The following is a 24,019-nucleotide window of genomic DNA, read 5'->3' on the forward strand; positions in this document are numbered from 1 at the left end:
GCGCCTCTAATTGAGGGTGTCTGATGTTAGAATTGCGCGAATTTTTTGAAGGCATGTCCAAGTCGATGTTGCGCGACGTGCATGCCCACGCTTATGGTAAGAAAGGTTTGTTGAACAATGCCCTTATCCAGGCAGAAGTTCAGGAATATTTTAGTGACAGCAACCGCGTTCAGCTGATTTTTGCCCAGATGGAACCCTGGCAGCGCCGTTGCCTCAACTTGATTTATCGCAGTAGCGGCCGTGGTCTTTCGTTCAATGAACTTCGCTTGACGATTCCCGTCAGCAAGAGCAACGACCTCCAGACTTTTTTGCTTTCGATGTGCCGTGAATACGTGCTGTGGCGTTCCTATGTTTCCGGTACGGCCATCTATTTCGGTTTCAGGAATTTTGTGGGATGCTTCGAGATTCCTTCGGAAGAAATCGTCGATTTGACCAAGCCTTCCGACGGCTACGGGAACAGGCTGGACTTCCATGTGTGCATGATCCTGGCTCTTGCCAAGAAGGGCGATCTCAAGATCAATGCCAACGGCACCCTGCATCGTCGCAGTCGCCAGATTTGCATGGAAGCGATAGCCTCTTCGTCTAGCGTGTCCGAAAAGTCGATGGAAAACGAGATTGTCCTGATATTCAGCTTCCTTACGCAGAACGGCTGGCTGGAACAGGACGATTCCACCCTGATTCCTTCAGAGAAGGCTTTGGACTTCTTGCGCAAGAACGGTTTCCGCTTGCACCAGGACATTCTCAACTGGTGGATCAACGTGCGCTTCCACGGGGACTGCTCCCATTGCAAGCTGTTGCTCAAGACGCTGACAGATGGCCTTTCTGTTTCGGAGTCGGCGTTCCTTTTCTGGGTGATGGATCCTTCTTACCGCATCCTGGACCGCAACAAGCAACTCGCGTGGGAATACCTGCCGCGTCCGCTCCGTGAACTGTGGCTCCTGGGACTCGTGAATTTCCAGATGGTGGGCGAGAAAAAACAGGAGAAGGTGGGGGCCGTGGTCCTCTCCGACATGGGCAGGGAATGGCTTGCCACCGGAGTGGTCCCGCAAGTCGAGTCCAACGTCTCCGCGCTCCCGAACTTCGACCTGATCGCGACGACGGGAACCTCGCCGAGAGTCCTCTTTGTGCTGGCCTGCCTTGCCACCGTCAGGAACGACGACACGTATCTCTGCTTCAACCTGAGCAAGGAATCTTACCTGGCAGGTCTCAAGAGCGGTTTCCCGGAATCCGAGATAGAGAATTTCCGTTCGTGGATCAATCCTCCGCCGAACGTCTCCGCGACCCTGGAAGAATGGAACGCGACGTTCTACGGTGCCCGCGTGCGCACGGTACGCCTGCTCAAGATAACCGACAAGAAAATCTTGAAGGAGCTTTCCCAGTTCTCGTATTTCATGGATTGCACGGAAGAGTATATCCAGGATTACGGGTTCATCCTCAAGACGGAATGCGAAAAGAGGGCGTTCGAAATCCTGGAAAGCTTCGGCTACAATCCTTACGTGTCGGAATCGTCCGAACTGCATGACCCGGCGCCTGTCGACGAATGGCGCAAGGAATTCTGCATTGCCTGGCAGAACGCCGGCTCCGTGGACTACGACCTCAAGGAAGAAGTCGACGAGACCTCTATCCAGAAGACCCTGAACGCGACCAAGTACGGCAGCATGTACCAGAAGCTCGATACGTTCGACCTGGTGAAGGTGCTGCGTTATGTCAAGACTACCGGCACGCTCCTCTCGGCGCAGATCAAGAATCCGCTCAAGCGTGCCGAGAAGGTCCGCGAGATAACGTTCTTCGTGCATTCGCTGCACTTGAGCAGGACTCCGTTCAATGTCGAGATCCAGGAGTTCGGTTCAGAAGAAAAGTATCCGCTTTCGCTGAATTTTATTCAGGAAGTCAAACTGCTGCACAAGAAGAGCCTCTAGGGCTCAGGGAAGCGTCTGCGCATAGGCGGCGATGTCCCGCATTTCGTCGACGGCGATTTCGTCGATGTACGCTTCCATGTTGCGGTCTTCGTCACCGAAGTTCATTTGGTACCAGAACGTGGGCAGGTCGTCGCGCGCCTTGTTGCCGATGAATTCGGGACCCCGTCCCTGATTGAAGATGATGCGCCTTCCGTCTTCGCCGTGACAGGGTCTGCAGTTCTGGTAGAACAGCTTGGCGCCGCGCTTGATGTCGGCTCCGATAATCTTCCCGTCCTTGTCTAACAACTTGTATACCAGGTATGCCATGCGTGCGTCTTCGCGCGTGAGCGTGTCGCCGGGGGATCCCGGGGCAGGCTTTTCCTGAACGTCCTTGGATGGCGCGGCCGAAGGCCCCGCGGTGCAAATCGAGGCACCCAGGGCGAGCCCGTATAGCGTTAGGGCGATTATTGTCTTGCTGGAAGAAATCCGCATGGTTCAGAATATATATATTGTGAGGCATGAAGTTGGATGTGCTTGTTGCGACTGCGCTTGCTTTCGCGGTCGGTTCTTTTGCTGGAGATACTATGAATCCTTCGGTTATGGAAAATTTGAAGTTTCTGGGACGCTGGGATCATAGGACTTCGGGGTCTTGTGCCAGTGCACCTAATGCCCTGGTCAGTTTTAATGCGGTGACAAAGTCGGTGACTTTCGATTTGGAAGGATATTCCCGTTGGCGATTCGATGCCGACGGCAAACCGCTGATGTATTTCCAGACGTCTGGCCGCACGACGAAGAAACTGGGTGCCGCAGGTGACGGCAAGGTGCATTCCTACAGGTTGATCAAGATCAGTGAAAGCAACCCCGGCGAAGTCTGTGTCCGCAATATCGCTCTGGACCCCTCGGGCAAGTTCGCCCCGAAACCCGCCCCTTCGAACCGCCGCATTGAATTTATCGGGGATTCCTTCACGGTCGGTTTCGGCGACGAAGGCACGAACATGGATCCACCGGAAATGGAATTTGACAAGACGGACGCTTCCAAGAGCTACGCGTTCTTGGTTGCCGATGGGTACAAGGCGGATTTCCAGGTCAACGCCGTGAGCGGCCGCGGCCTTGTCCGCAACTATGCGAATATCGCTCCGGGCTGGAATCTTTCAAAACTGTACGATTATACGGTTGCCGGCTCTGCCTCTATCGAAGCGAACCCGGCCGTGTGGGATTTGAACAAATTCCATCCACAGGTCATAGTCTTGTTTATGGGGATAAACGATTTCCAGGGAGATCCCCCCTATGCGGACAGACGAATTTTCAAGATGGCCTATGCCAAGTTTATGAATAAACTTCGTGAAGCGCATCCTGGAGTGAAATTCCTCCTGCTTTCGACCAAAATATGGCCTAATGACGATTTGACCCCGACAATTCAGGAAATTTACGACGAAGAAATTGCCCAGGGACACAGGGATCTGGAATTTAAGGTTCTCCAGACTGAAAATGTGGGCCTTCTTGGGCACCCCGATGTGAGGGCTCAGCAAGAAATGGCCAACATAATTAGGCCCATTGTAGGCCGTCTCGCAGGGTGGCTCTCACGATAAAGTTCCTTTTTTGTATATTTTTCTGCAAAGCTAGGATATCACCATGTCTCAGATAATGGAAAAAATCTACGCCCTGTTCAGGATGAACATCCTAATCTTTGTGTTGCTGGCCGCAACGGTTATAGCCCTTTTTGCGTACCAGAACGGTCTAGACGATATCGAGTTCCTGAACCTTTCCGATTACCCGTACGTGATAGCCGAGTCCGATTCTGTTGACGGGGGTACTTCCGCCATTGCTCTGGAACGTACGGATTCTTCGATTATCGTGGATTACGAATTGCGCGAAGGCTATGCTTACCCGTATGCCGGCGTCAAGATTTTCTTGGGAGATGGCAAGGTCCGCGGCAAGGACCTTTCCCATTACGACAGTATTTTTGTGTGGGTGAAGCCGAGAGGCGAGGGAACCGTCCGCCTGTACATGCGCGGTTATGATTCCTCTTTCTACCGCCAGGACGACGAAACTTCGCTGAAGTTTAACGAAGTGGAATTCTTCCCGCTCGAAGAAACCTATCCGGCAGTGTTTGTTCCGCAGGAATTCCGCGTGGCTTCCTGGTGGGTCGCCCAGAACGAGATCAACGTGCACAAGGCGCGTGTCGATCTTTCCAACATCCCGCTTATCGAAATCCAGACGGGTACGAACGCCCCGTTGGGCTATGGCACCTTGGAAATTAGGGGACTCTGCTTCAAGGGCAAGAAAATCGCGAAGGTGGACCTCGTTACGATTCTCGTCTCGGTCTGGTTCGTGACATTCCTTATCATCCTGGTCATCCGCTTCTTTGACTACAGCCGCGAACGCGTGGCCAACAAGCGCAAGCAGGAAGAACTCGAGAAGAACCTCGCCGCCCTGCAGATCGAGAAGAGCGAATACGAGAAGTCCAGCAAGGAAGACCCGCTTACCGGCTGCCTCAACCGCGCCGGCTTCAGCAGCATCCTGCTGCGCGAACAGGAAAACTTGAGCAAGAACGGTTGCCCGGTTTCGTTCGTGATGCTCGATATCGACCATTTCAAGGAAGTGAACGACACGTACGGACACAGCGTCGGCGACGAAGTCCTCGTGAACCTCACCAGGCTTATTCGTGACAAGATTCGTAACACCGATGCGCTCGTGCGCTGGGGTGGCGAAGAGTTCGTGATTCTCTGCGGCGACACGCCGATTCAGAATGCGCAGTTCCTCGCCGAAAAGCTCCGCGTGGCGATCGAGGGTGCAACGCTTATCAAGCAGCAGCAGGTGACCTGCTCCTTCGGTATAGCCGAAATGATTCCGGGCGAAGACCCGAAGAAACTGTTCGAACGCGCAGACAAGGCCCTCTACTCCGCCAAGGAAGGTGGACGTAACCGCGTGGTCAGCGCGATGTTTAAGCGCCGTTAAGTCCTATGAATATTCGTGGCTGTGTGAAATTCCTTTGCGCGGCATTGGCTTGCTTGGCCCTTGTCTCTTGCGCGAACAAGCCCGAACCTGAACCGGAAGAATCCCTGGAACTCGATTTCCGGCCGCTCGTTTTCCGCTGGAAGGCGATGACCCCGGAAGCCGAAGAAATCCCGTTCAAGGACGCCTGTGTGATTCGAATCACGTCCCAGCTCATGCGCGAGCCGGTCCTGGTGAAGTCGAAGGGCGGCGAACTGGAATACGTGGTCAGCTACGACATAAATGGCGAAATTTTGAAATTTGACGGGTTTGCGACGGATTCTGTACTGTCCAAGAAGCCCGAATTCCGCTGGACCGCCACCTGCGGTAGGGACGAAAAAGTCGTTGTAAATTTCCACAACGGACAGTAATCAAAAAGTTACTTTTTCGGACCGTAAGGTTCTATCTTTATAGAGGATAAGGAGATGGGCAAAACTATCTTTTGTTTTTGAGGTCTTTAAAGTGGAACCGATATACGAATACACCGACTACAGAGAATGGCTTAGGGATGCGTTTGACGATTTCAAGAAACGCAAGTCCGTCATCTCGTGGCGCTATATGGCGATGAAGCTCGGGGCTGACCCGGGCAACTTGCTGCGTGTATCCCAGGGCAAGATCCACTTGACCCTTTCGCTTGTCGGCCCCATGGCCGAGTTCTTCGAGCTGAACGAGAAGGAAACCGCCTACTGGACGGAACTCGTCTATTTTGGCCGTGCCAAGACCGATGCCGAGGCGCTGAACCACTACGAGAAGATGCAGATGCTCAAGGGAATCCCCCTGAAGCGCCTGGCCAAGAAGGAACTGGAATTCTACCGGCACTGGTATTGCAATGCCATCCGCTCCATAATCGGCATTTGCAAGTTCAAGGACGACTATGAAGGTCTTGCGGAGAGCTGTACGCCCCCTATTTCTGTAGAAGAGGCGAAGAGTGCCGTAAAACTTTTGTATGATTTAAACATGATCTCGCGGGATAGGGAAGGATTTTGGAAGGTCAATGACACCTTCGTGAGTACCGGTGGAAACTGGCGTTCCGAAGCCGTGCGCACCTTCCAGAAAGAAACTGTACGCTTGGCCGGGGAATCCCTGGAACGCCATGCTCCGCCCCTCCGCGACATCAGCACTGTGACCATGACTTTCAACATGGACGATATCGCCTTGATTAGAGAGAAAATCAAGGAATTCCGTAGCGAACTCTTGCGCATGTCGCAGGAAGGCTCCGGTGACGATACCGTGTTCCAGTTGAACGTGCAGCTGTTCCCGATCGGCTTTGCCAAGAAATTACAAGGAGGGGCGAAATGAAGAAGCTTTCCCTCCTGCTTGGTTCGCTTGTCCTCTGGAGCTGCTCCACGGGCACGAACAACGAAGTTGCCGGCGGCCCCGGTAGCGAGACGACCAACGGCATTGTCGCCATGGTCAATGGCAGTCCGGCGTCCTTCGCCGGTGTCGCCATGCGCAAGGTGGACTTCGTTGTCGACGAGTTCTCTCCCGAAAACGCCTTGGTGCAGCCGGACGCCTATGCGAATGAAAACGGCAACTTTGTTATCGACTCCGAAACAAAGGATCCGTTCCGCCTGACTGTGGTCCATGGCGGGTCTGCCTATACGAAGGTCATTTCTCCCGAAGAAATTGCCGATATGGATACCGTGGTCCTGCAGCCGACAGGCGCCGTTAACGGCGTCATCGATGTCGAGAAGGGCTCGGAATTTGTATGGGTCGGCGTTGTCGGAATGGACGTGATGGTGCGCTCCGATGCAAACGGCGAATTCTCCTTGCCGCAACTCCCGTCTACCGATTCTTTGGAGCTTTATTTTGTTCAAAATGCCGAATCGAAGATTTCCAGCACGGCCGAAGTGATGCCTGTCGCCTTCCAGTCGCAGTTCATTAACCTGACGAATCCGGATACGGCCGAGGATGTCAGGGGCTTCGTGGCCACCATAGACGGCAAGCCTGCCGTGTATGCCATGGCGGCTCTCCGCCCGGTTGATTTCCAGGTGACAACGGCCGAAGTGGAAAATTCGGCAATTGTTCCGGATTACTATTCGGATTCGTCCGGAAGGTTCTCCTTTGACTTGCCCGATTCCGGAAAGTACCGCCTTACGGTTGTGAAAGACGGCTTCTCTTTCTCCAAGGAGTATAGCGCCCAGGAACTTGCGGATATTGATACGCTCCGCTTGAATGCTACGGCATCGGTTTCGAGTAAAGTAACGCTCCGCTCTAGTGATTCGCTTATGTGGGTAGGCGTCTACGGACTTGACTTGTTGGTGAAAACAAATGATGTGGGAGCCTATGTACTTCCGAATGTTCCTGCGAACGATACGCTAGGCATTTATTTCGTGACGGCGGATAGCTCTCATAAGCTCTATACCGAATGGAATGCTTCCGCTACATCCAGCAGTACGGAATTTCTAAGTCCGGTGAAGGTGTTGCAGAATTTTGAAGGCAAACTTGACGGCTGGTATGTGAATACGGATGCACTTTACAAGGGCACGACGCTTACGCCGGCAAAGAATGTGGCAGATGGCGTTGAATACGATTCCACCCGTAAATCCAAGGTATTCCACGGCAAGTACAAGCTCGCCGATGACGATTACGCCTGGGTGCTTGTCGGGACGATGTTTGAACACGAGATGAATTTCTCCGCCATCGATTCCGTGGTGTTCTACGCCAAGGGCGACGGAAATATTCGCCTTTCGCTTGAAAACTACATTAACGATACCCAGAGCCTAAAGGCAGCTACGGAATGGTTGCCTCTCTCTAAGAACTGGAAACGCATCAGCGTGAATCCGGCGGAACTCTGTGTAGGAAATGCCAAGACGGAAACCTGCTTTACCTCTTGGAGCGGAGTGAAGAAAGTGGTCAAACAGCTCCACATTTTCTCGCAAGACGGCTCCGAATTCTACATAGACGATATTACGCTTTACGGCGCGCTGTTCTAGGCCGCCACAATCCGTTGAATGTGAAAAAAAACAGGCGACCATGACTGTCGCCTGTTTTTCTTCTATCCGAGGAATAAAGCGGCTGTTCCGGCTCTTTTTCGGGATGTATCGGCTTGTTAACATAGGCGAAATTAAGTATCTTTGGTGTGTATGCAGTCTATTAAAGAAGAATCAGCTTTTGCCCGGGATTATCTAGCCCAGGTCGCTAAAGAAGCGGAAGCTAAATTTGATGAACATCTTCCTCCTGTGACGGACCGTCCGTGCCGCCTGCACGAGGCCATGCGTTATTCCATGTTTGCGGGCGGAAAGCGCCTGCGCCCCGCTCTGGTCAAGGCGACCTTTGACATGTTCGGTGGCAAGGGCGACAAGGTGTGGCTCGCGACATCTGCACTCGAGATGCTCCACACGTTCAGTCTTATCCACGACGACCTCCCTTGCATTGATAACGACGACTACCGCCGTGGCAAGCTTACGAACCACAAGAAGTTTGGCGAGGCGACTGCGGTGATGGCGGGTGACGCCCTCTGCGTTTTGGCTTTTGAACTGATGGGCAAGACGGGTAATGCGAAGGCTATCGAAGCGCTTGCGCACCTGCTCAGTACTTACGGCCTTATCGGTGGCGAGATGACCGATATCGAGTGCGAAGGCAAGAAGGTGGACCTTGATACGGTGGATTACATCCATTACCACAAGACTGCGGCCCTGATCGAGGCCGCGCTCCAGGTGGGTGCGATGCTTGCCGGTGCCGATGACAAGTCCATCGAGGCTATCCGCAACTACGGGCGCTCCATCGGGCTTGCGTTCCAGATTGTCGACGACATCCTGGACATTGTCTCCACGACCGAGGAACTGGGCAAGGACGCCGGTTCCGACATCGAGAAGGGCAAGGCGACTTACCCCTCTATCGTCGGGCTCGAAAATTCACGCGCGAAGGCGAAGGAACTCTACGACGAATCCCTGAAGGCTTTGGACAGCCTCAAGTGCGATACGTCTATCCTGCGCTCCATTGCCGCCTTTATCATTACCCGGGTTAATTAATGAACTTAAAAGACGTAAAGTCTCCCAAGGACATCAAGCACTGTTCTGTGCAGGAACTGAACCAGCTTGCCTCGCAGGTGCGCGAGACAATCATTGGCCAGGTTTCCAAGCACGGTGGGCACTTGGCGTCTAGCCTCGGTGTCGTGGAACTCACGCTCGCGCTCCATTACGTGTTCAACGCTCCCGAAGACAAGATCGTGTGGGACGTTGGGCACCAGGCTTATGTGCACAAGCTTTTGACCGGACGTTACGACCGGTTTGAGACGCTCCGCCAGCAGGGCGGTATTTCCGGGTTCCTCAAGAGGAACGAAAGCGAATATGACTGCTTTGGCGCAGGCCATGCGACTACATCCATATCTGCGGCTCTCGGCTTTGCCGTGGCGCGCAACCACTTTAACCGCAAGAACAACGTGGTGGCCGTCATCGGTGACGGTTCCATGACCGGCGGTATGGCATTCGAGGCCCTGAACAACGCGGGCATCTCGAAGCAGAACATGACCATCATCCTGAACGACAACAGGATGAGTATCGCCCCGAACGTGGGCGGGTTCAGCAAGTACCTGAACCGCGTGATTTCGGACCCGGTCTACAACAAGATGCGTTCTGACCTGGACCGCCTGATGAAACGTGTGCCCGGTATTCTCGGTCGCCGTTTCCGTGACCTCTTCTTGCAGGTGGAATCTGCCGCGAAGAACGCGGTGAAGCCCGGCGCCTTCTTCGAGGACCTGGGTATACGCTATTTTGGCCCCATCGACGGTCACGACATCAACGAGCTTATCATGATTCTCGAACGCGTGAAGTCGCAGCCCGGCCCGTGCATTGTGCACGTGCTTACCGAGAAGGGCCGCGGTCTCGATGCCGCCGAGAAGAACCCGACCAAGTTCCACGGTACGGGACCGTTCGACCCCGAGAGCGGGCTCCCGCTTGCTCCGGGCAAGCCGAACCCCTCGCTCACGAGCGTGTTTGGGAAGACCCTGCTGGAACTGGCGAAAAAAGACGACCGTATTATGGGAATCACGGCCGCCATGCCCACGGGCTGCGGTCTCGATATTGTCGCGAAGGAACTGCCCGACCGCGTGATAGACGTGGGCATCGCGGAAGAACACGCGGTGACGTTTGCCGCGGGCCTTGCCTGCGATGGCGTGGTGCCCGTGGTCGCTATTTACTCGAGCTTTATGCAGCGCGCCTACGACCAGATTATGCACGATATCGCACTCCAGAACCTGCATGTGGTGCTGGTGCTCGACCGTGCTGGCCTCGTGGGCGCCGACGGCCCTACGCACCACGGCGCGTACGACCTTTCGTTCCTGCGTACGGTGCCGGGGCTTACGCTCATGGCGCCCAGCAACGAGAACGAACTCAGGGATATGATAACCGCCTCCATCGACATGGAAGGCCCTGTCGCTATCCGCTATCCCCGCGGGACGGCTCTTGCCGAAACGCTCCTCCCGCCTGCTGGCCCCTTCGATGCGAAATTGCCGAAGGTGCTCGAACAGGGCAAGGATATCCTGCTCCTCGGGGCAGGCTTCATGACAAACGAACTCAAGAAGACTGCGAAGGTCCTTAAAGAAAACGGCTACAATCCCACGCTTGTGGACGCGCGAATCATCAAGCCGCTCGATACGGAAGCCTACCGCAGCCTGTTCGAAACCCACAAGGTCATTGTCACTCTGGAAGACAATACCCTTATCGGCGGATATGGTTCCGCCGTCATGGAACTCATGGCCGATCTCGGAATTACGGACAAGAAGTTGTTCCGCTTCGGGTTGCCTGACCGTTTTGTGGAACAGGGCGAAATTCCGAATTTGTATAAACTCTTGAAAATAGACGGTGAATCCGTCGCCAGACAGTTGATGGAAAAACTATGAGCGAAGAAAACAAACGCACAGTGAAAATGACTTTGAACCGCAAGTTCGGAGTGAGCGAAAGAAAGGATGAACGCCGCCCCCGTCGTGATGATGGCGCTCGCGAAGAAAGGAACGCGACGGAACGTCCGTTCCGTGGGGAACGTCCCCGCGGTGCCCGTGGCCTCCGTGAAGACGGTAGCCGCCGCGAAGGCGAAGGCCGCTTTGACAGGGAACGCCGTCCGCGTCGTTTTGGCGACAAGCCTTTTGGAAGCCGTGGTGGCCGTTTTGGCCGTGACCGCCGTGACGGTGAGCGCATGTTCCGCGGTGACCGCCAGGAACAGGTCCCCGTATACCGTCAGCGCCCCGAACAGAAGGCGGAGATTGTCGACGAGAATCTCGACGAGACGACGCTCGAAGCGCGCGCCGCCCAGGTGGAACAGAGTGCCGACTCTGTAGCCAATCCGCCTTGGTTCCGCAAGCTTCTCGCCCTCACTACCGAGAAGGGCCGTGAACGCGAAGGCAAGTTCCTTGGCGAAGGCGTGCACGTTGTCGACGAACTCGTGTCGAACCATCGTGAAATCGTGATTTCTGTCTACATGGTGGAAGGCTTCGAAAACGAGACCCTCGTCGAGAAGATTAACGATGCCGAAATTACGATCCATGTCTTGACCATGGAACAGATGAAGCAGCTTTCTTCTACGGTCACGACGCAGGGCATTATCGCCTATTGCCGTATTGCAAATACCAAGCCGGTCTACGAAACCAGCCGCAGCGTCCTCACCCTTGTGGACGCCGTGCAGGACCCGGGTAATCTCGGGACGCTTTTCCGTACGAGCCTGGGATTCGGTTCCGACGGCATGGTGCTTGGTCGCGGTACGGTGAGCCCGTTCAACCCGAAGGTCGTCCGCGGTTCTTCGGGAACGTTCTTGCGTGTGCCTTTCGAATTCGACATTGACCTGGTGGACCATATCAACTTCTTGCGCAGCAAGGGCTATACCATCATCGCCACGGATTTGCATGCCAGGCAGAGCCTGAAGGAAATCCCGAAGCACAAACTTCGCAAGATGGCTTTCCTCGTGGGTAACGAAGGTGCCGGCACGAATCAGTACCTGATTGAGCTTGCCGACGAGACGGTGAAGATCCCGATGAGCAGCGAACTGGAATCGCTCAACGTTTCCGTGGCGCACGGCATCCTCAGCTACGAGGCCGCCCAAATCCAGGAGGAACTGAAGTAATGGCGAATTTCCACGAACGTCTCGAACAGAGAATTGCCAAGTGCGGAAACCCGGTATGCCTCGGCATGGATCCGGTCTTGAAACTCATTCCGCTCGAAGGCAGCGCCGAAGAAAAGATCAAGCGCTTCTACCTCGATATTCTGGAATGCGCGCTCAAGCGCAACGTGACGCCCGCCGTGGTAAAACCGAATAGCGCCTATTACGAATGCGTGAGCGTCCAGGCGATGCTCGTGTTGCAGGAACTCATTGCCGCCTACAGGAGCGCGGGCATTCCCGTGGTTCTCGATGCCAAGCGTGGCGATATCGGCAAGTCGAGTGCCGCCTATGCGACAGCCGCCTACGACGTCTACAAGGCCGATGCGGTAACGGTCAGCCCGTGGATGGGTTCCGATTCCGTCGGCCCGTTCATCCGTGAAAATTCCGAAAATGGCGCCTACGTGCTGCTCCGTACGAGCAACAAGGGCGCCCATGATTTCCAGGACATGCAGGTGGTTCGCGGAGAAGATCCGCGTGATATCGCGAGCGCCTTCTACTCCGTGGCGGACAAAATTTTTGAATGGGACGGAACTCTTGGTTATTTGGGCGCTGTTGTCGGTGCGACGCACCCCGAAGAACTCGAACAGATTACCGCCTACACGGTGGCGAAAAAGCACGAAATCCCGTTCCTGATTCCTGGCGTTTCCATTCCGGGCGTGCCCGGCGGCCAGGGTGGCGATGCGAAGACGGTCCTTACCGCAATTGCGAACGGTGGCGGCAAGCGCAAGTTCCACGTGCTCAACAGCAGCAGCGGCCTGAATTTTGCCTGGCAGCGCAACAACACTCCGGCGAATTTTGCGAACGACTGTATCGATGCCCTAGAACGTCTGGCCGAGGCTTGCGCGGGGTAGGGTAGGGCGCCATGCGGTTCATTGCCTGCATAGTCCTTTCTGTCGCGGTGATTGCGCTCGCGTTCCATTTCGCGAAGCCGCTTCCCGGTACCAATTTCGACGAATCCTTCTTGCCGAAGGCTTCGTCGGTAAAGTACGTTGCCGCCGGCCACGATGCGACCGTTGCAGGCTTGTTCTGGATAAAGGGCCTTACCGAGTTGGGCGAAAGCTACCTGACCGGCAAGGAATATGCCTACCTGAGCCATGTGGCGAACCTGTGTACCGAACTCGATTCGCTGTTCTTCACTCCGTATTATTTTGTAGGCAGCATTACCCCGACAGATACGCAGGATACTACGGATTTCGTGGTGATGCGCCGGGCGGTCCGCCTGTTCCCCGAAGAGTGGAGGCTTGCAGTCGGCTTTGCCCTCCGCCTTTCGAAGGGGCCTTATCCTGACAAGCGTGCCGCAGCCGATGTCATGCGCCCGTATTTCGATTATCCCGATACGACAATCCCCGAACACATCCGCCTGATGTACCGTTCGTTTGAACTGGATGCGGAACAGACGGAAATGGCGCTCGAGATGGTTTTGAACGACGTAATCCAGCCCAAGTTCAAGAAGTTCCGCGGCAGTTTCTACAACAAGGCTTTCCGCGTTCTCGGCTACAGGGGCGTGGGCGTGACTACGGGCAAGGATTCTACGACCTATAAAGAGGTCAAGAAGACTATCGACGCTTTTGCCGAAGGAAAGATTCCTCCGCAATATGCATACACGCATCTGCTTTCGCTGAAGAAGGTGGAAGAAAAGAAGCCGGAAGAGCCGCCCGCCGAAGCGGTCGATGCCGCCGAGACACCGGCAGACAGCACTGCTAGTGCCGCGAATAAGGATAACGCTGTAAATTAAGGCTTATTGCCCGCAACGCTTGGAGTTGTTCGGGAGTCCCATCAGTTCGAACGCGTTCTTGCAACGGAGTTTCAAGTCTTCCGCTTCGTCCTTGGGCGTATTCTTTAGCTGGGATCGCATGTAGAGAATTGTCGCCGTCATGTACGGCTTGTTCCCTTCGATAGACTTGGCTTCGGCAACGCGGTAAAGGGAGTCGGCTTCGCTGGCGTTGCCGGTGAGGTCGGCGATACGGGCTGCCGTATAGGCGTAGAAGCCCCCCTTCTTGCTGGAAAACTTGCCTACCATCTTGAGGGATTCTTCCGCATTGTCGCTACGGTGCGCTCCGGCATAGCTGATGGCGCATTCCGCATGGAATGTCGCTGCCGTGCTCTTGTCGGATTTCTTCACGGAGTCCGCGTCGGCCTTGCCGCAAAGCTTGGCTCCGTCGCTAAAGTTTTCGCGGGCGTTGGCCAGGGCGACTTTCGTGAGGGTCAGGCTGGTCGTGGTTGTCCTGTCCAGGACTTCGGGACGCACGACGGAAATGAGGGAATCGGCGAAGTCGAAATCGAGGCTCTGCGTGCGGATTTGGGCCATGGCGAGCAGGACGCGCCCTTCCGACAGGAGGTCGGACTCCTTGCGGCTAGCAAGGAGAGCACGTTCGAGCTGGTTGTAGGCCTTGGCGTATTTTCCGGCGTTGATCGAACGTGCGGCGCGTGATGCGAGCACTCCGGATTCCGAAGCGCTGGAGTAGGCGAAGGCCCCGAGCAGGGCTAGCATGGCGAACTTTTTTACCATAGCGTCTCCACCATGAAGGGCACGGAATCCTTGCTAGGCATGTTCCTGCGGACAATCCAGATGTTCGAGATGCCTTCCATCAGGTCGTCGGCGTTCTGCAACGTGCCTTCCGTCGTTTCCATGAAGTCCGAAATGTTCGAGGTCATGAGCCCCATTTTCTCGACAATGCCGTCTACGCGGCCCATAGTCGTATCTACGGACTTCACGAGGCCGCCCACGCTACCCATGAGTTCGTCCACCTTGCCCGGGAAGGGTTTCATGTCGTTGACGATTCCGGAGAGGTCCGTGGTCATGTTGTCGATCTTGTTGACCATCGGCGGGATGTTTTCGCTAAGCGTGTCGAGCAGCTTGCTCGTCTTGACAAGCGCGTTCTTGCCGGCGTAGGTAATGTCGTCGAGGCGGTTCAGCTGGCGGTTCAGGTTGTCGTAGAGGATTCGGGAACCGAACAGGGCGCCGATGGTGGTGCCGGTATCCATGGCCATACCGACCAGGGTGTCGGCGGCGTCAATGAGCTCGTTCACGCGTCCCAGCAGTTCGTTTGTCGTCTCGAGGACTGTTTCGATATCCTGAGCCTTGCCCGCCCGTATGAAGTCGCCTTCGTGCAGTACGTTGCCTTTGCCGCGGCGGACGTCGATATTGATGACTCGGGCCGAAATCAGGTTCTGGTCGCGGATGGCGAATACTTCGGCGCTGTCGGTAATCCAGTTCTGGAATTCCTTGCGGATGGTGAATTCCATGTACACGCCGTCATTCTGGATTTTCATCTCTGAAATCTGGCCGACATCCACGCCGCTAATCTGTACGCGGGTTCCCGGACGGAGTCCCATCGCCTTCTCGAAGATACTATGGATTTTGTACTCTTCGACGCCAATCATGCCGCTGGTAAAAAGTTTGGTATAGAGAACCAGGCCGAAGAGGGTCACGGCAACGGTGAAGAAAATTCCGACCAGAAGGCCGGATAATTCCATCCAGTTTACCTGTTTCATTGGCTTGAATCTCATATTCCGAAATATATAAATATTTGTTTTCAATGTGAAAAATTGATTCTATCTTTTTTATTTTGCAGGGAAAAGAGAGGATTTTATGGAATTCCTGGAATTTTTGAATGCGTCGGTGACTCCTTACCACACTGTCGAGGGGGTGAAATCCCTCTTGGCGCAGTCCAAGATTGAAAATTTGAAGGTTTGGGAACGCGGCGGGGCTCTCGTTGCGGTTCGCATGCCGAAAAATCCATGTACGGACCCCAAGTTCAGGATTTCGCTTGCCCATACCGATTTCCCGGCGCTCAAGATTTCGCCGAACCCGGATGGCCGATCGGCGGGCGTTCAGACGCTCCATCCCGAAATCTACGGCAGCCCGATATATACGAGCTGGCTCGATCGCGACCTGGGATACGCCGGAATCCTGGCTTACGAGGTTAACGAAAAAATCGGGACTAAACTGTTCCGTTCGGACAAGTTTGTCCGGATTCCTCAACTGGCGGTCCACCTGAATCGCGGCGTGAACCAGGACGGTTTGAAGGTGAATCCGCAGACGGACCTGAACGCATTGTGGACCTCGAGCGAGGGCGCGAGGTTTGCAGACTCCCTGCAGAAGGAATTGCCCGAAGGGGCGAAGTTGCTCGATTTTGACGTGCAGCTTTTCGATGCGCAGCCGGCGCAGCTGGGAGGCCTTGACTGCGAATGGATTTATTCCGGGCGTCTCGACAACCTTTCGAGTTGCCATGCGGTCGCGACGGCGATGGTGAACGCTCCCGTGCCCGAGAACGACATCCTGGTCGCCGCCTTTTTCAACAACGAGGAGGTGGGCTCCGAGACCCGCGAAGGGGCCGCCGGGAACTTCCTCAGGAGCGTCCTGGAAGAAATCGCGCAGGAATGCGGCATACCGTCTCTGGCTTCTAGCCTTTCGTCCAGCCTTGCGCTTTCTATCGACATGGCGCATGCCTGCCATCCGAACTTCGTGCAGAAACACGACCAGAATCACGCCCCTGTCTTGGGTGAAGGAATCGTATTGAAGACAAATTCACAAAAGCGCTACGCGAGCGACGTTCTTTCGAATGCCCGGTTCAAGATGCTCTGCAAGCAGGTGGATGTTCCGTACCAGACGTTCGTGACGCGAAACGACATGCCGTGCGGCTCTACCGTGGGCCCGACCGTCTCGGCGATGCTCGGGATTCCTACCGTCGACATTGGCGAACCCATCCTGAGCATGCACAGCATACGCGAAATGATGGCGATTAAGGACCACGAAAGCATGATCCGCCTCGTTTCCGCATTCTTTTGTTAAATTTATCGAAGAATGTTTGCTGGCATCGTAAAGAAACTGCGCAGCCGGTTTCCCCGCAAGTCGCTGATGGGGCAGTTCCTCCGTTACATGGTGACGGGGGGTGTTGCCTTCGTGGCCGATTTCGGGCTGTTCGCGCTGTGCCTTTACGGTTTCGGTTGGCACTACCTGCTGGCGAACCTCGTGGGCCTGGTAGCAGGCCTCGTCCTCAATTACCTGATGAGCATCCTGTGGGTGTTTACCGCCTGCAAGCGCATCCTCGAGAAACGGAAACTTGCCGAGTTCACGCTCTTTGCCCTGGTGGGCATCGCGGGCGTCGGCATAAACCAGGTGCTCATGTACCTGATGGTCGATGGCCTTGGTCTCAACGAGATGCTGTCGAAGATGGTCGCCGCGGTGCTCGTGCTGATGTGGAATTTTGGGGCGCGGAAGCTGATCCTTTTTAAGAAGAGAGAAAAATAAGATGGCTGCAGAAAAAGAATTCAAGAAGGTTGCCGTAATCGCGGGCGCAGGCCCTGCAGGATTGACGGCGGCGCTGGAACTGTTGCGCACTACCGACGTGAAGCCGGTTATTTACGAAGCCGAGGACGTTGTCGGCGGTATTTCCCGCACCGCGCGCTACAAGGGCAACCGCATGGACATCGGCGGCCACCGCTTCTTTAGCAAGAGCGATACCGTGATGGACTGGTGGCAGGGAATTCTCCCGCTCCAGGGTGCCGCCAGCAAGGACGACATCGCCATTGGCCGCAGCGTTCCGCTGACGGAAGGCGGCCCCGACCCGGAGAAGACGGACTACGTGATGCTCTGTCGCAGCCGCCTCTCGCGCATCCTCTTCTTGCGCAAGCTTTTTGATTATCCGGTGAGCCTGAATGGCGACACCATCCGCAATCTCGGTCTCTGGCGCATGTTCAAGATTGGCATGAGCTACCTCAAGGTGCAGCTGTTGCCCGCCCGCAAGGAGAAGAGCCTCGAAGATTTCATGATCAACCGCTTTGGCGTGGAACTCTACCGCACGTTCTTCCGCGACTACACCGAGAAGGTGTGGGGCGTGCCGTGCAGCAAGATTAGCCCCGACTGGGGTGGCCAGCGCATCAAGGGCCTTTCCATCACCAAGACGGTAATCCATGCGCTCAAGCAGATTTTTGCAGGCAAGAAGAAGGCCGAGGCCGGTGCCGCAAGCGGTGCGGACATCCGCCAGAAAGATACCGAGACGAGCCTCATCGGCCAGTTCCTGTACCCGAAATTCGGCCCCGGCCAGCTCTGGGAAACGGTCGCCGAGAAAGTGAAGGAAATGGGCGGCGAAATAAACATGTACACGAAGGTCGTGGGCGTGAACCGCGACGCGAGCGGCAAGCGCGTCGAGAGCGTCGTCGTCGAGAGCATGGACAATACGGGCGTCTTTATGCACGAAACTATTCCGTGCGATTACTTCCTCAGCACCATGCCGGTCAAGGAACTCGTTGCCGCGATGGACGGCGAGAAGAATCCCGTGCCCGCCGAAGTCAAGCGTATCGCCGATGGCCTCGTGTACCGCGACTTCATTACCGTGGGGCTCTTGCTCGACAAACTGCTCATCAAGAATCCGGCAAAGCCGGGAACGCCCGAAAGCAAGCTCAAGTTCGTTGCCGACAACTGGATTTACGTACAGGAATCCGACGTGAAGCTCGGCCGCATCCAGATATTCAACAACTGGAGCCCCTACCTGGTAGCCGACCCCGAGAAGGTGTGGATAGGCCTCGAATACTTTGCGACCGAGGGCGACGAGATGTGGCGCATGCCCGACAAGGACTTTATCCAGTTCGCCATCGACGAACTCGACAAGATTGACGTGGCAAGGCCCGAAGACGTGCGCGACTCCGTGGTGTTCCACATCAAGAAGGCGTACCCCGCCTACTTCGGTACCTACGGCGAGTTCGACAAGATCCGCGAATACGTGGACCCGGTGGAGAACCTCTTCCTCATGGGCCGTAACGGCATGCACAGGTACAACAACATGGACCACAGCATGCTCGCCGCCATGGAAGTCGTGAAGTGCATCCGCGAGAATTCTACCGACAAGACTGCTCTCTGGAACGTGAACAGCGAAGAAGAATACCACGAAGGCAAAAAGTGATGCGCAGCATTCTGAAACGGGAAGTGCCTTTGCTCGTCGGGATGCTCCTGACGGCAATCCTTTCTTACGTGATGACGCCCAAGATAGACAATGTCCTGTTGACGCGACAGGGGATGGAATCAAGGGCGGACATGCCGCTCAGCGTTCCCATGGGGGAAGGCGAGAACTTCTCGGTGACGATGGACGTGTTCACGGGCGGCGCCGGGGATTTCTTCTTGGATATCCATCCCGACGATTGCGTTACGGATTTAAAAGTGAACGGGGTCGAACTCCCGTTCAGGAGGTATCCGGGTTTTTGTAGCTGGAATACCGGGTTCATTTTGGGCAAGAAGGAAATCCAGAAATATGTCGGTTCGGACCTTTCGAGGATGCGTATCGACATGTCCCTGCGCAACAATGGCGGCCTGGGTGGCATCACGGCAGTGGTGAAGGGAAGCGGCTTCTTGCTGAGTGCCGTTTCCGTGCTGTTTTTCCTGTTGCTCGGCGGCCTGATTTTCTCTGTCGGATCCCGTTTCAAAATTGACTATCGTTTGTTGCTGGTGTTCTTTGTCGGTCTCCTGTTGCGCGTGGGCTACACGCAGGCTACGTTCTACGACGAACGCGGGCACGATACGGGCGGCCATGTCCACTACATCCAGATTATAGCGAAAGACCACCATATCCCCGCATCGAACGAATGCTGGACTTGTTACCACCCGCCCGTGTACTACGTCGCCAGCGCCGGTATCTGGAATCTTTTCGACTGGTTCGGCTGTTCGCCCCAGAACGCGGTCAAGTGGTTCGATTTCTTCATTTCGCTGTTGGCGCTGGCCTTTGGCCTGGCATGTATCGGCAATGTCCTCTGGGGGCAGCCGCGCTACATTGCCGCGTTGCTGTGGAGCGTGTGGCCAAGCTTTATACTGGCTTCGCCGCGGCTCGGTAACGACATCCTGTTCTATGCGATGCACGCCGTGGCGCTGTGGGGCTGTCTCCGCTACATCAAGACGAGCGCGGGCAAGTATTTCTTGACGGCCGTTTTGTCGGCTGCCGTTGCCTACTGGACAAAGTCTACCGCCGTCGTGACGTTCGGCATAGTCGGCGTTACCGTGCTTGTCCATACGCTCCCGAGAGTGTTGCGTGGCCTTGGCCGCATGGAATGGGCTTCCGTGGCTGTGCTTGTCGTGGTGGGCGCGATTGTCGTGATTCGCGTTCTCGGCGGAGACGTTGTCGCCAATGCCGGCGGTAACGACAACACTGTCCTGATCCAGAACCATCCGGGCAATTTCCTCTTCTTCGATATCCGTGCGTTCCTCGTGAATCCGTATATCGACCCGTGGCACGATGAGCTGGGCCGCCAGTTCTTCTGGAATTACCTAGCCAAGACATCCCTGTTCGGCGAATTCAAGCTCCTGGAAACGCTTGCGGGGCGCTGGCTGGCCTCTATCGTCAGCGCATGCTTCCTTGTCTTGCTTGCCTTCGGCATCCGTGGCTTCTGGAAGTCCCGTTGGACAAAGCTGAAGGTAATCCTTGCGGCACAGGCGCTGTTCTTCTTCTCTGCCATGATTGCGCTCCGCCTCAACTATCCGTTCTCCTGCAGCAACGATTTTCGCTATATCGTCCCCGTGCTGTTGAGCTGCCTGCCTTGGGTGGCCGAAGGTATTGCCGGTGACGGATCCACGAAGGGGCTCAAGGCGATCGGATTTTCGGTGACGGCCGTTTTCGTGGTGTGTTCGTCTATTCTAATGTTGAGCCTCTAAAATGTTGATATTCCGGTACGAAAAAAATTTGAAGCTGTTCCTTTTCTGGGCGTTCGCCTGCATCCTGGTCAATTTCTTTTGCACTTTCGGTGAATCTTACGATGGTGACCAGAGCTTTTGGGTGGGGTGGGTGCAGCAGCTGATAGATGGCGGCTTCGGCAACTTCAAGGGCAATTACCCGCCGCTGTACGTGTTCTGGCTTTGGGTTGTCGCACAAATCCATTCCATATTCGGCATTGCCGTCGGCAAGACGTTCTTCTTGAAGTTCATCTGCCTTTGGCCGGTCTACTTTGCGCACCTGTTCCTTGTGGATTGGCTTTGCCGTATCGTCGGGAAGTTCGGGGCCCCGCGCTGGAAACAGCATTTGATGATTGGCTTTGTGGCGCTGAATCCGGCGATACTCTTGAACGGCCCTATATGGGGCCAGGTGGACTTGGTCCCGGTAGTCTTGGCGATGCTTTCGATTTACTGCATCTCTCGCCAGGGGCTCATCAAGTGGGCGTCCATGTTCTTTGTCCTGTCGGTGTTGACCAAGTTCCAGATGATTATGTTCTTGCCCGTGTTTGGCGGGCTGTTCCTCCGTCACTGGCGCGTTTCGTGGAAAGGGCTTCCCTTTGCCGCCCTGTCCGTCGTGATTGTCCTGCTTCCGTTCTTTATCGGCGGCAATCTTGTCGAGATGCTTGGCAGGGCGTATGTGCAGACTTCTAGCCAGTATCCCTATGCCACGTTCAATGCGGCGAACTTGTGGATGCTGCTTGCCGGGAACGTGGCTCCGGACAACGTCCCCATCTGGGGAATCAAGGAGGCCGGCCTGGGATTCCTGCTGAAACCGAGTGTCCTTGGCCGCGTACTGTTTGTCGCCGTCTCGATTTTTGTTCTGGTCAAGAGCCTGCTATGCAAGAATATCCGTACGGCATATGCCCTATGCACCTTGAACGCGGTCGCGTTTTTTGTCGTGTTGCCCGGCATGCATGAACGTTACCTGATGTATGCGATTCCGGCAGCGCTATGCTGGAGCATCTGGGATATGAAACGTGGCGGTGTCGCATGCGTTTTTGTTTCCCTGGTGGCGTCGCTGAACGTGAATATCATCAATACCTACAAGGGGTACGATGTCTGGATGATAACCTCGGCGCTGGGCGCCGTCGTGCTGGTTGCGATCCTGTTGGTTGTCGCGTTCCCCGGGTTGCCGAAAAAAACAGTCGGCGTTGTATCCAGGTTGTCCTTGCCATCGTTTGTCCCGTATGTCGTCTTGTCGGTAATCTTGCTGGTGGAATGCTCGGTACTCATGTTCCAGTTGCGCCCGGTAGTTGTCCCTGCGAACGAAAAGAACGTGCTGGTGACGGACTTGCCGGTATTGCGCGCGGATCAGAGTTACAAGAAACCCATGGTGAACGAATCCGTGGAAGGACGTTTCTTGACATCGGGTGATCGCCTGTACAAGAACGGTCTCGGCACGCATGCGCCTTCGCACATGACATATGAACTTCCCGAAAATGCCGATTCGCTGTTTATCGGTGCGGGTATTGACGACGAGGTCTATGACCACGGCAGTGCCGTCTTCATGATCCACCTGGACGGCGTAAATGTGTGGACAAGCCGAGTCCTGCAAGGCCGTGACAGGCCGACCTTTGTGGCGATTCCTGTAAACGGGGCGAGAAAACTGGAACTCATTACCGACCCGGATGGCGACAACAATAGCGACCATACGGACTGGCTGAATGCCTATGTAAGGGTGCGTTAGGGGCATTAGTTTTTCCGTTTCGTTTTTTGTATATTCTTGCCATGTAAGGATTGAAAGGAGTGCCCGAAATCCTGTTCAGAGGTTAGTGATTAAAATGCGATTGTTTGTTTTACTTGTATGCTTGCTGTCGGTGGCGCTTTTTGCGCGGCCCATAAACGACGGCAACAAGCTGTTCAAGAACGGCGACTATGCCGGAGCCTTGGAAAAGTACATGAAGGCCCGCGAGACCGAACCCGCGAACCCGCTCCTGTTCTACAACATCGGTACGTGCCAGTACAGGCTTGGCAACTACGAAGAGGCCAAGAAGGAACTCGAGAGTGCCGTGCGCATGCCGGACAAGAAGATGGCTGCGAAGGCGGCGTACAACCTCGCGAACACGCATTTCCGCATGGGTGAGAAGGCCGCCGAGGGCAGCGAACGCATTGCCGCCTGGCGCGAATCCGTTGCTTACCTCAAGAAGGCGATTGACCTCGATAACAATTTCGAGAACGCGAAGAAGAACGTGGAAATTGTCCAGCGCAAGCTGAAGGAAGAACTCGACAAGCAGAAAGAGAACAAGGACCAGAATCAGGACCAGAACAACGACCAGAAACAGCCGCCGCTTTCCGACAAGGCGAAGGAAGTCCTGGCGCGCGCACTCCAGCTCTGCAAAGACGGCAAGTACGCCGAGGCGAAGGAAATGCTCGAGAACCTGATTGCCGAGGACGAGACTGCGGGCCAGCTGAGCGGCCACGTGCAGCGCATCGACGATGTCATCGAAATCAAGGCGGGCCGCAAGCCCAAGGCGAAGATTGACGCGAGCAACACCGACAACGACCTGGAGGTGATCTGATGCGTTTGAGAGTTAATAGTTCTGAGTTACTAGTTACTAGAGATAACACTGGTTGTCATTGCGAGGCGACGCCGAAGCAATCTCTTTCGTCTTTCGTCTTTCGTCTTTCGTCTATAGTTTTGCTGTTGTCCGCAGCGGCCTTTGCCGCCCCGAAGTCGGCGAGCGCCTACTACAGCGATGCGGCCTTCCAGTACATCGAAAACCGCCTGCCTTCTGCCGAAATCACCTGCAACGAGGGCCTGCAATACTATCCGAACGACCAGAAGTTGCAAATGCTCCTTGACCGCATCAAGGAAGCCAAGGACGAGCAGAAGAACGAGAACAAGAAGAACGACAAGAACCAGGATAACAACCAGGACCAGAATCAGGATCAGAACCAAGATCAGAATCAGGACCAGAATAAGGACCAGCAGAACCAGGACCAGAACGGCGATGGCAATTCCAGCGGGTCCGAGAGTTCTTCGAGCCAGGGCGATGACCAAAACCAGAATCAGAATGGCGGTGGCCAGTCCAGCAGCAGCCAGGGCAGTGAAAGTTCCGACAGCAATGGCGGGCAGCAGCCCGAGCCGCAACCCGAACAACCGCAGGAAAATTCCAGCGACAGCCAGGGCGAGGATCCCCAGGAACAGCCCGCGCAAATGGGCGAGATGACTCCTGAGGAAGCCGCGCAGCTCCTGAAGGATTTCGACGAGCAGAACGGCGAACGCAAGCCCTGGAAACCTATCCGCGGGCAGGCTAGGCCGGCCAAAGACTGGTAAGGCGAGCGCCGCAGAAAAATGCTTGCATTTTTCTATGGCTGAGCCGCTAAGTCTTGCGCG

21 protein-coding genes are annotated in these 24,019 nt (G+C 55.3%); 18 read left to right on the forward strand and 3 right to left on the reverse strand.

The features are described 5' to 3' along the window. The first annotated feature begins 23 nt into the window (after nt 1-23). Nucleotides 24-1,919 carry a hypothetical protein gene (locus B3M32_RS02875; RefSeq protein ID WP_290743471.1) on the forward strand — a complete coding sequence of 632 codons (1,896 nt, stop codon included), beginning with the start codon at nt 24-26 and terminating at the stop codon, nt 1,917-1,919. 3 nt (nt 1,920-1,922) lie between these two features. Here the strand turns inward: B3M32_RS02875 and B3M32_RS02880 are convergent, their stop codons facing one another. Next, a complete protein-coding gene (locus tag B3M32_RS02880) occupies nt 1,923-2,390 on the reverse strand; it encodes a c-type cytochrome (protein ID WP_290743472.1) in 468 nt (155 codons plus the stop codon). 26 nt (nt 2,391-2,416) lie between these two features. Here B3M32_RS02880 and B3M32_RS02885 point away from each other — a divergent pair, with 26 nt between their 5' ends. From B3M32_RS02885 to B3M32_RS02930, 10 genes are all read left to right on the forward strand, one after another. Then, a complete protein-coding gene (locus B3M32_RS02885; protein WP_290743473.1) occupies nt 2,417-3,487 on the forward strand; it encodes a GDSL-type esterase/lipase family protein in 1,071 nt (356 codons plus the stop codon). 43 nt (nt 3,488-3,530) lie between these two features. Then, nucleotides 3,531-4,856 (forward strand): GGDEF domain-containing protein, encoded by a 1,326-nt coding sequence (locus B3M32_RS02890; RefSeq protein ID WP_290743474.1) that lies wholly within the window; start codon nt 3,531-3,533, stop codon nt 4,854-4,856. A gap of 23 nt (nt 4,857-4,879) precedes the next feature. Further along, on the forward strand, nt 4,880-5,263 hold the full coding sequence (locus B3M32_RS02895) for a hypothetical protein (protein WP_290743475.1): 384 nt from the start codon (nt 4,880-4,882) through the stop codon (nt 5,261-5,263). A 91-nt stretch (nt 5,264-5,354) separates the two neighbouring features. Beyond that, nucleotides 5,355-6,191 (forward strand): TIGR02147 family protein, encoded by an 837-nt coding sequence (locus tag B3M32_RS02900; protein WP_290743476.1) that lies wholly within the window; start codon nt 5,355-5,357, stop codon nt 6,189-6,191. Next, nucleotides 6,188-7,828, forward strand: coding sequence for a carboxypeptidase-like regulatory domain-containing protein (locus B3M32_RS02905; protein ID WP_290743477.1), 1,641 nt, complete (start codon nt 6,188-6,190; stop codon nt 7,826-7,828). The genes B3M32_RS02900 and B3M32_RS02905 overlap by 4 nt, the downstream gene beginning before the upstream one ends. Before the next feature lie 150 nt (nt 7,829-7,978). Further along, complete coding sequence (locus B3M32_RS02910) at nt 7,979-8,866, forward strand: polyprenyl synthetase family protein (RefSeq protein ID WP_290743478.1); 888 nt, start codon at nt 7,979-7,981, stop codon at nt 8,864-8,866. Continuing rightward, nucleotides 8,866-10,734 (forward strand): 1-deoxy-D-xylulose-5-phosphate synthase, encoded by a 1,869-nt coding sequence (gene dxs, locus B3M32_RS02915; RefSeq protein WP_290743479.1) that lies wholly within the window; start codon nt 8,866-8,868, stop codon nt 10,732-10,734. Before B3M32_RS02910 ends, dxs begins: the two co-directional genes overlap by 1 nt. Continuing rightward, nucleotides 10,731-11,948, forward strand: coding sequence for a TrmH family RNA methyltransferase (locus B3M32_RS02920; protein ID WP_290743480.1), 1,218 nt, complete (start codon nt 10,731-10,733; stop codon nt 11,946-11,948). Before dxs ends, B3M32_RS02920 begins: the two co-directional genes overlap by 4 nt. Beyond that, entirely contained in the window at nt 11,948-12,835 is an 888-nt protein-coding gene (gene pyrF, locus B3M32_RS02925; protein WP_290743481.1) for an orotidine-5'-phosphate decarboxylase, read from the forward strand. Before B3M32_RS02920 ends, pyrF begins: the two co-directional genes overlap by 1 nt. Before the next feature lie 11 nt (nt 12,836-12,846). Further along, nucleotides 12,847-13,719: a hypothetical protein gene (locus B3M32_RS02930; RefSeq protein ID WP_290743483.1), complete on the forward strand. Its 873-nt coding sequence runs from the start codon at nt 12,847-12,849 to the stop codon at nt 13,717-13,719. A gap of 3 nt (nt 13,720-13,722) precedes the next feature. Here the strand turns inward: B3M32_RS02930 and B3M32_RS02935 are convergent, their stop codons facing one another. Both B3M32_RS02935 and B3M32_RS02940 read right to left on the reverse strand, forming a co-directional pair. After that, complete coding sequence (locus B3M32_RS02935; protein ID WP_290743484.1) at nt 13,723-14,493, reverse strand: hypothetical protein; 771 nt, start codon at nt 14,491-14,493, stop codon at nt 13,723-13,725. Beyond that, entirely contained in the window at nt 14,487-15,494 is a 1,008-nt protein-coding gene (locus B3M32_RS02940) for an MlaD family protein (protein WP_290743485.1), read from the reverse strand. The genes B3M32_RS02935 and B3M32_RS02940 overlap by 7 nt, the downstream gene beginning before the upstream one ends. Nucleotides 15,495-15,576: 82 nt before the next feature. Between B3M32_RS02940 and B3M32_RS02945 the strand changes: the two genes are divergently transcribed. The 7 genes from B3M32_RS02945 to B3M32_RS02975 all read left to right on the forward strand — a co-directional run bounded on the left by B3M32_RS02945 (nt 15,577) and on the right by B3M32_RS02975 (nt 23,959). Continuing rightward, nucleotides 15,577-16,779, forward strand: a complete 1,203-nt coding sequence (locus B3M32_RS02945) for a M18 family aminopeptidase (protein ID WP_290743486.1) — start codon at nt 15,577-15,579, stop codon at nt 16,777-16,779. Between the two features lie 12 nt (nt 16,780-16,791). Next, nucleotides 16,792-17,238: a GtrA family protein gene (locus tag B3M32_RS02950; RefSeq protein WP_290743487.1), complete on the forward strand. Its 447-nt coding sequence runs from the start codon at nt 16,792-16,794 to the stop codon at nt 17,236-17,238. A 1-nt stretch (nt 17,239) separates the two neighbouring features. Continuing rightward, nucleotides 17,240-18,889 carry an NAD(P)/FAD-dependent oxidoreductase gene (locus B3M32_RS02955; RefSeq protein WP_290743489.1) on the forward strand — a complete coding sequence of 550 codons (1,650 nt, stop codon included), beginning with the start codon at nt 17,240-17,242 and terminating at the stop codon, nt 18,887-18,889. Beyond that, nucleotides 18,886-20,625: a hypothetical protein gene (locus B3M32_RS02960; RefSeq protein ID WP_414655168.1), complete on the forward strand. Its 1,740-nt coding sequence runs from the start codon at nt 18,886-18,888 to the stop codon at nt 20,623-20,625. Before B3M32_RS02955 ends, B3M32_RS02960 begins: the two co-directional genes overlap by 4 nt. A 28-nt stretch (nt 20,626-20,653) precedes the next feature. Next, nucleotides 20,654-22,369: an NPCBM/NEW2 domain-containing protein gene (locus B3M32_RS02965; RefSeq protein WP_290743490.1), complete on the forward strand. Its 1,716-nt coding sequence runs from the start codon at nt 20,654-20,656 to the stop codon at nt 22,367-22,369. Nucleotides 22,370-22,463: 94 nt separating this feature from the next. After that, on the forward strand, nt 22,464-23,201 hold the full coding sequence (locus B3M32_RS02970; RefSeq protein WP_290743491.1) for a tetratricopeptide repeat protein: 738 nt from the start codon (nt 22,464-22,466) through the stop codon (nt 23,199-23,201). A 125-nt stretch (nt 23,202-23,326) separates the two neighbouring features. Then, a complete protein-coding gene (locus B3M32_RS02975; protein ID WP_290743492.1) occupies nt 23,327-23,959 on the forward strand; it encodes a hypothetical protein in 633 nt (210 codons plus the stop codon). Nucleotides 23,960-24,019 lie beyond the last annotated feature (60 nt).

Source organism: Fibrobacter sp. UBA4309, assembly GCF_002395745.1.
Lineage (GTDB): Bacteria > Fibrobacterota > Fibrobacteria > Fibrobacterales > Fibrobacteraceae > Fibrobacter.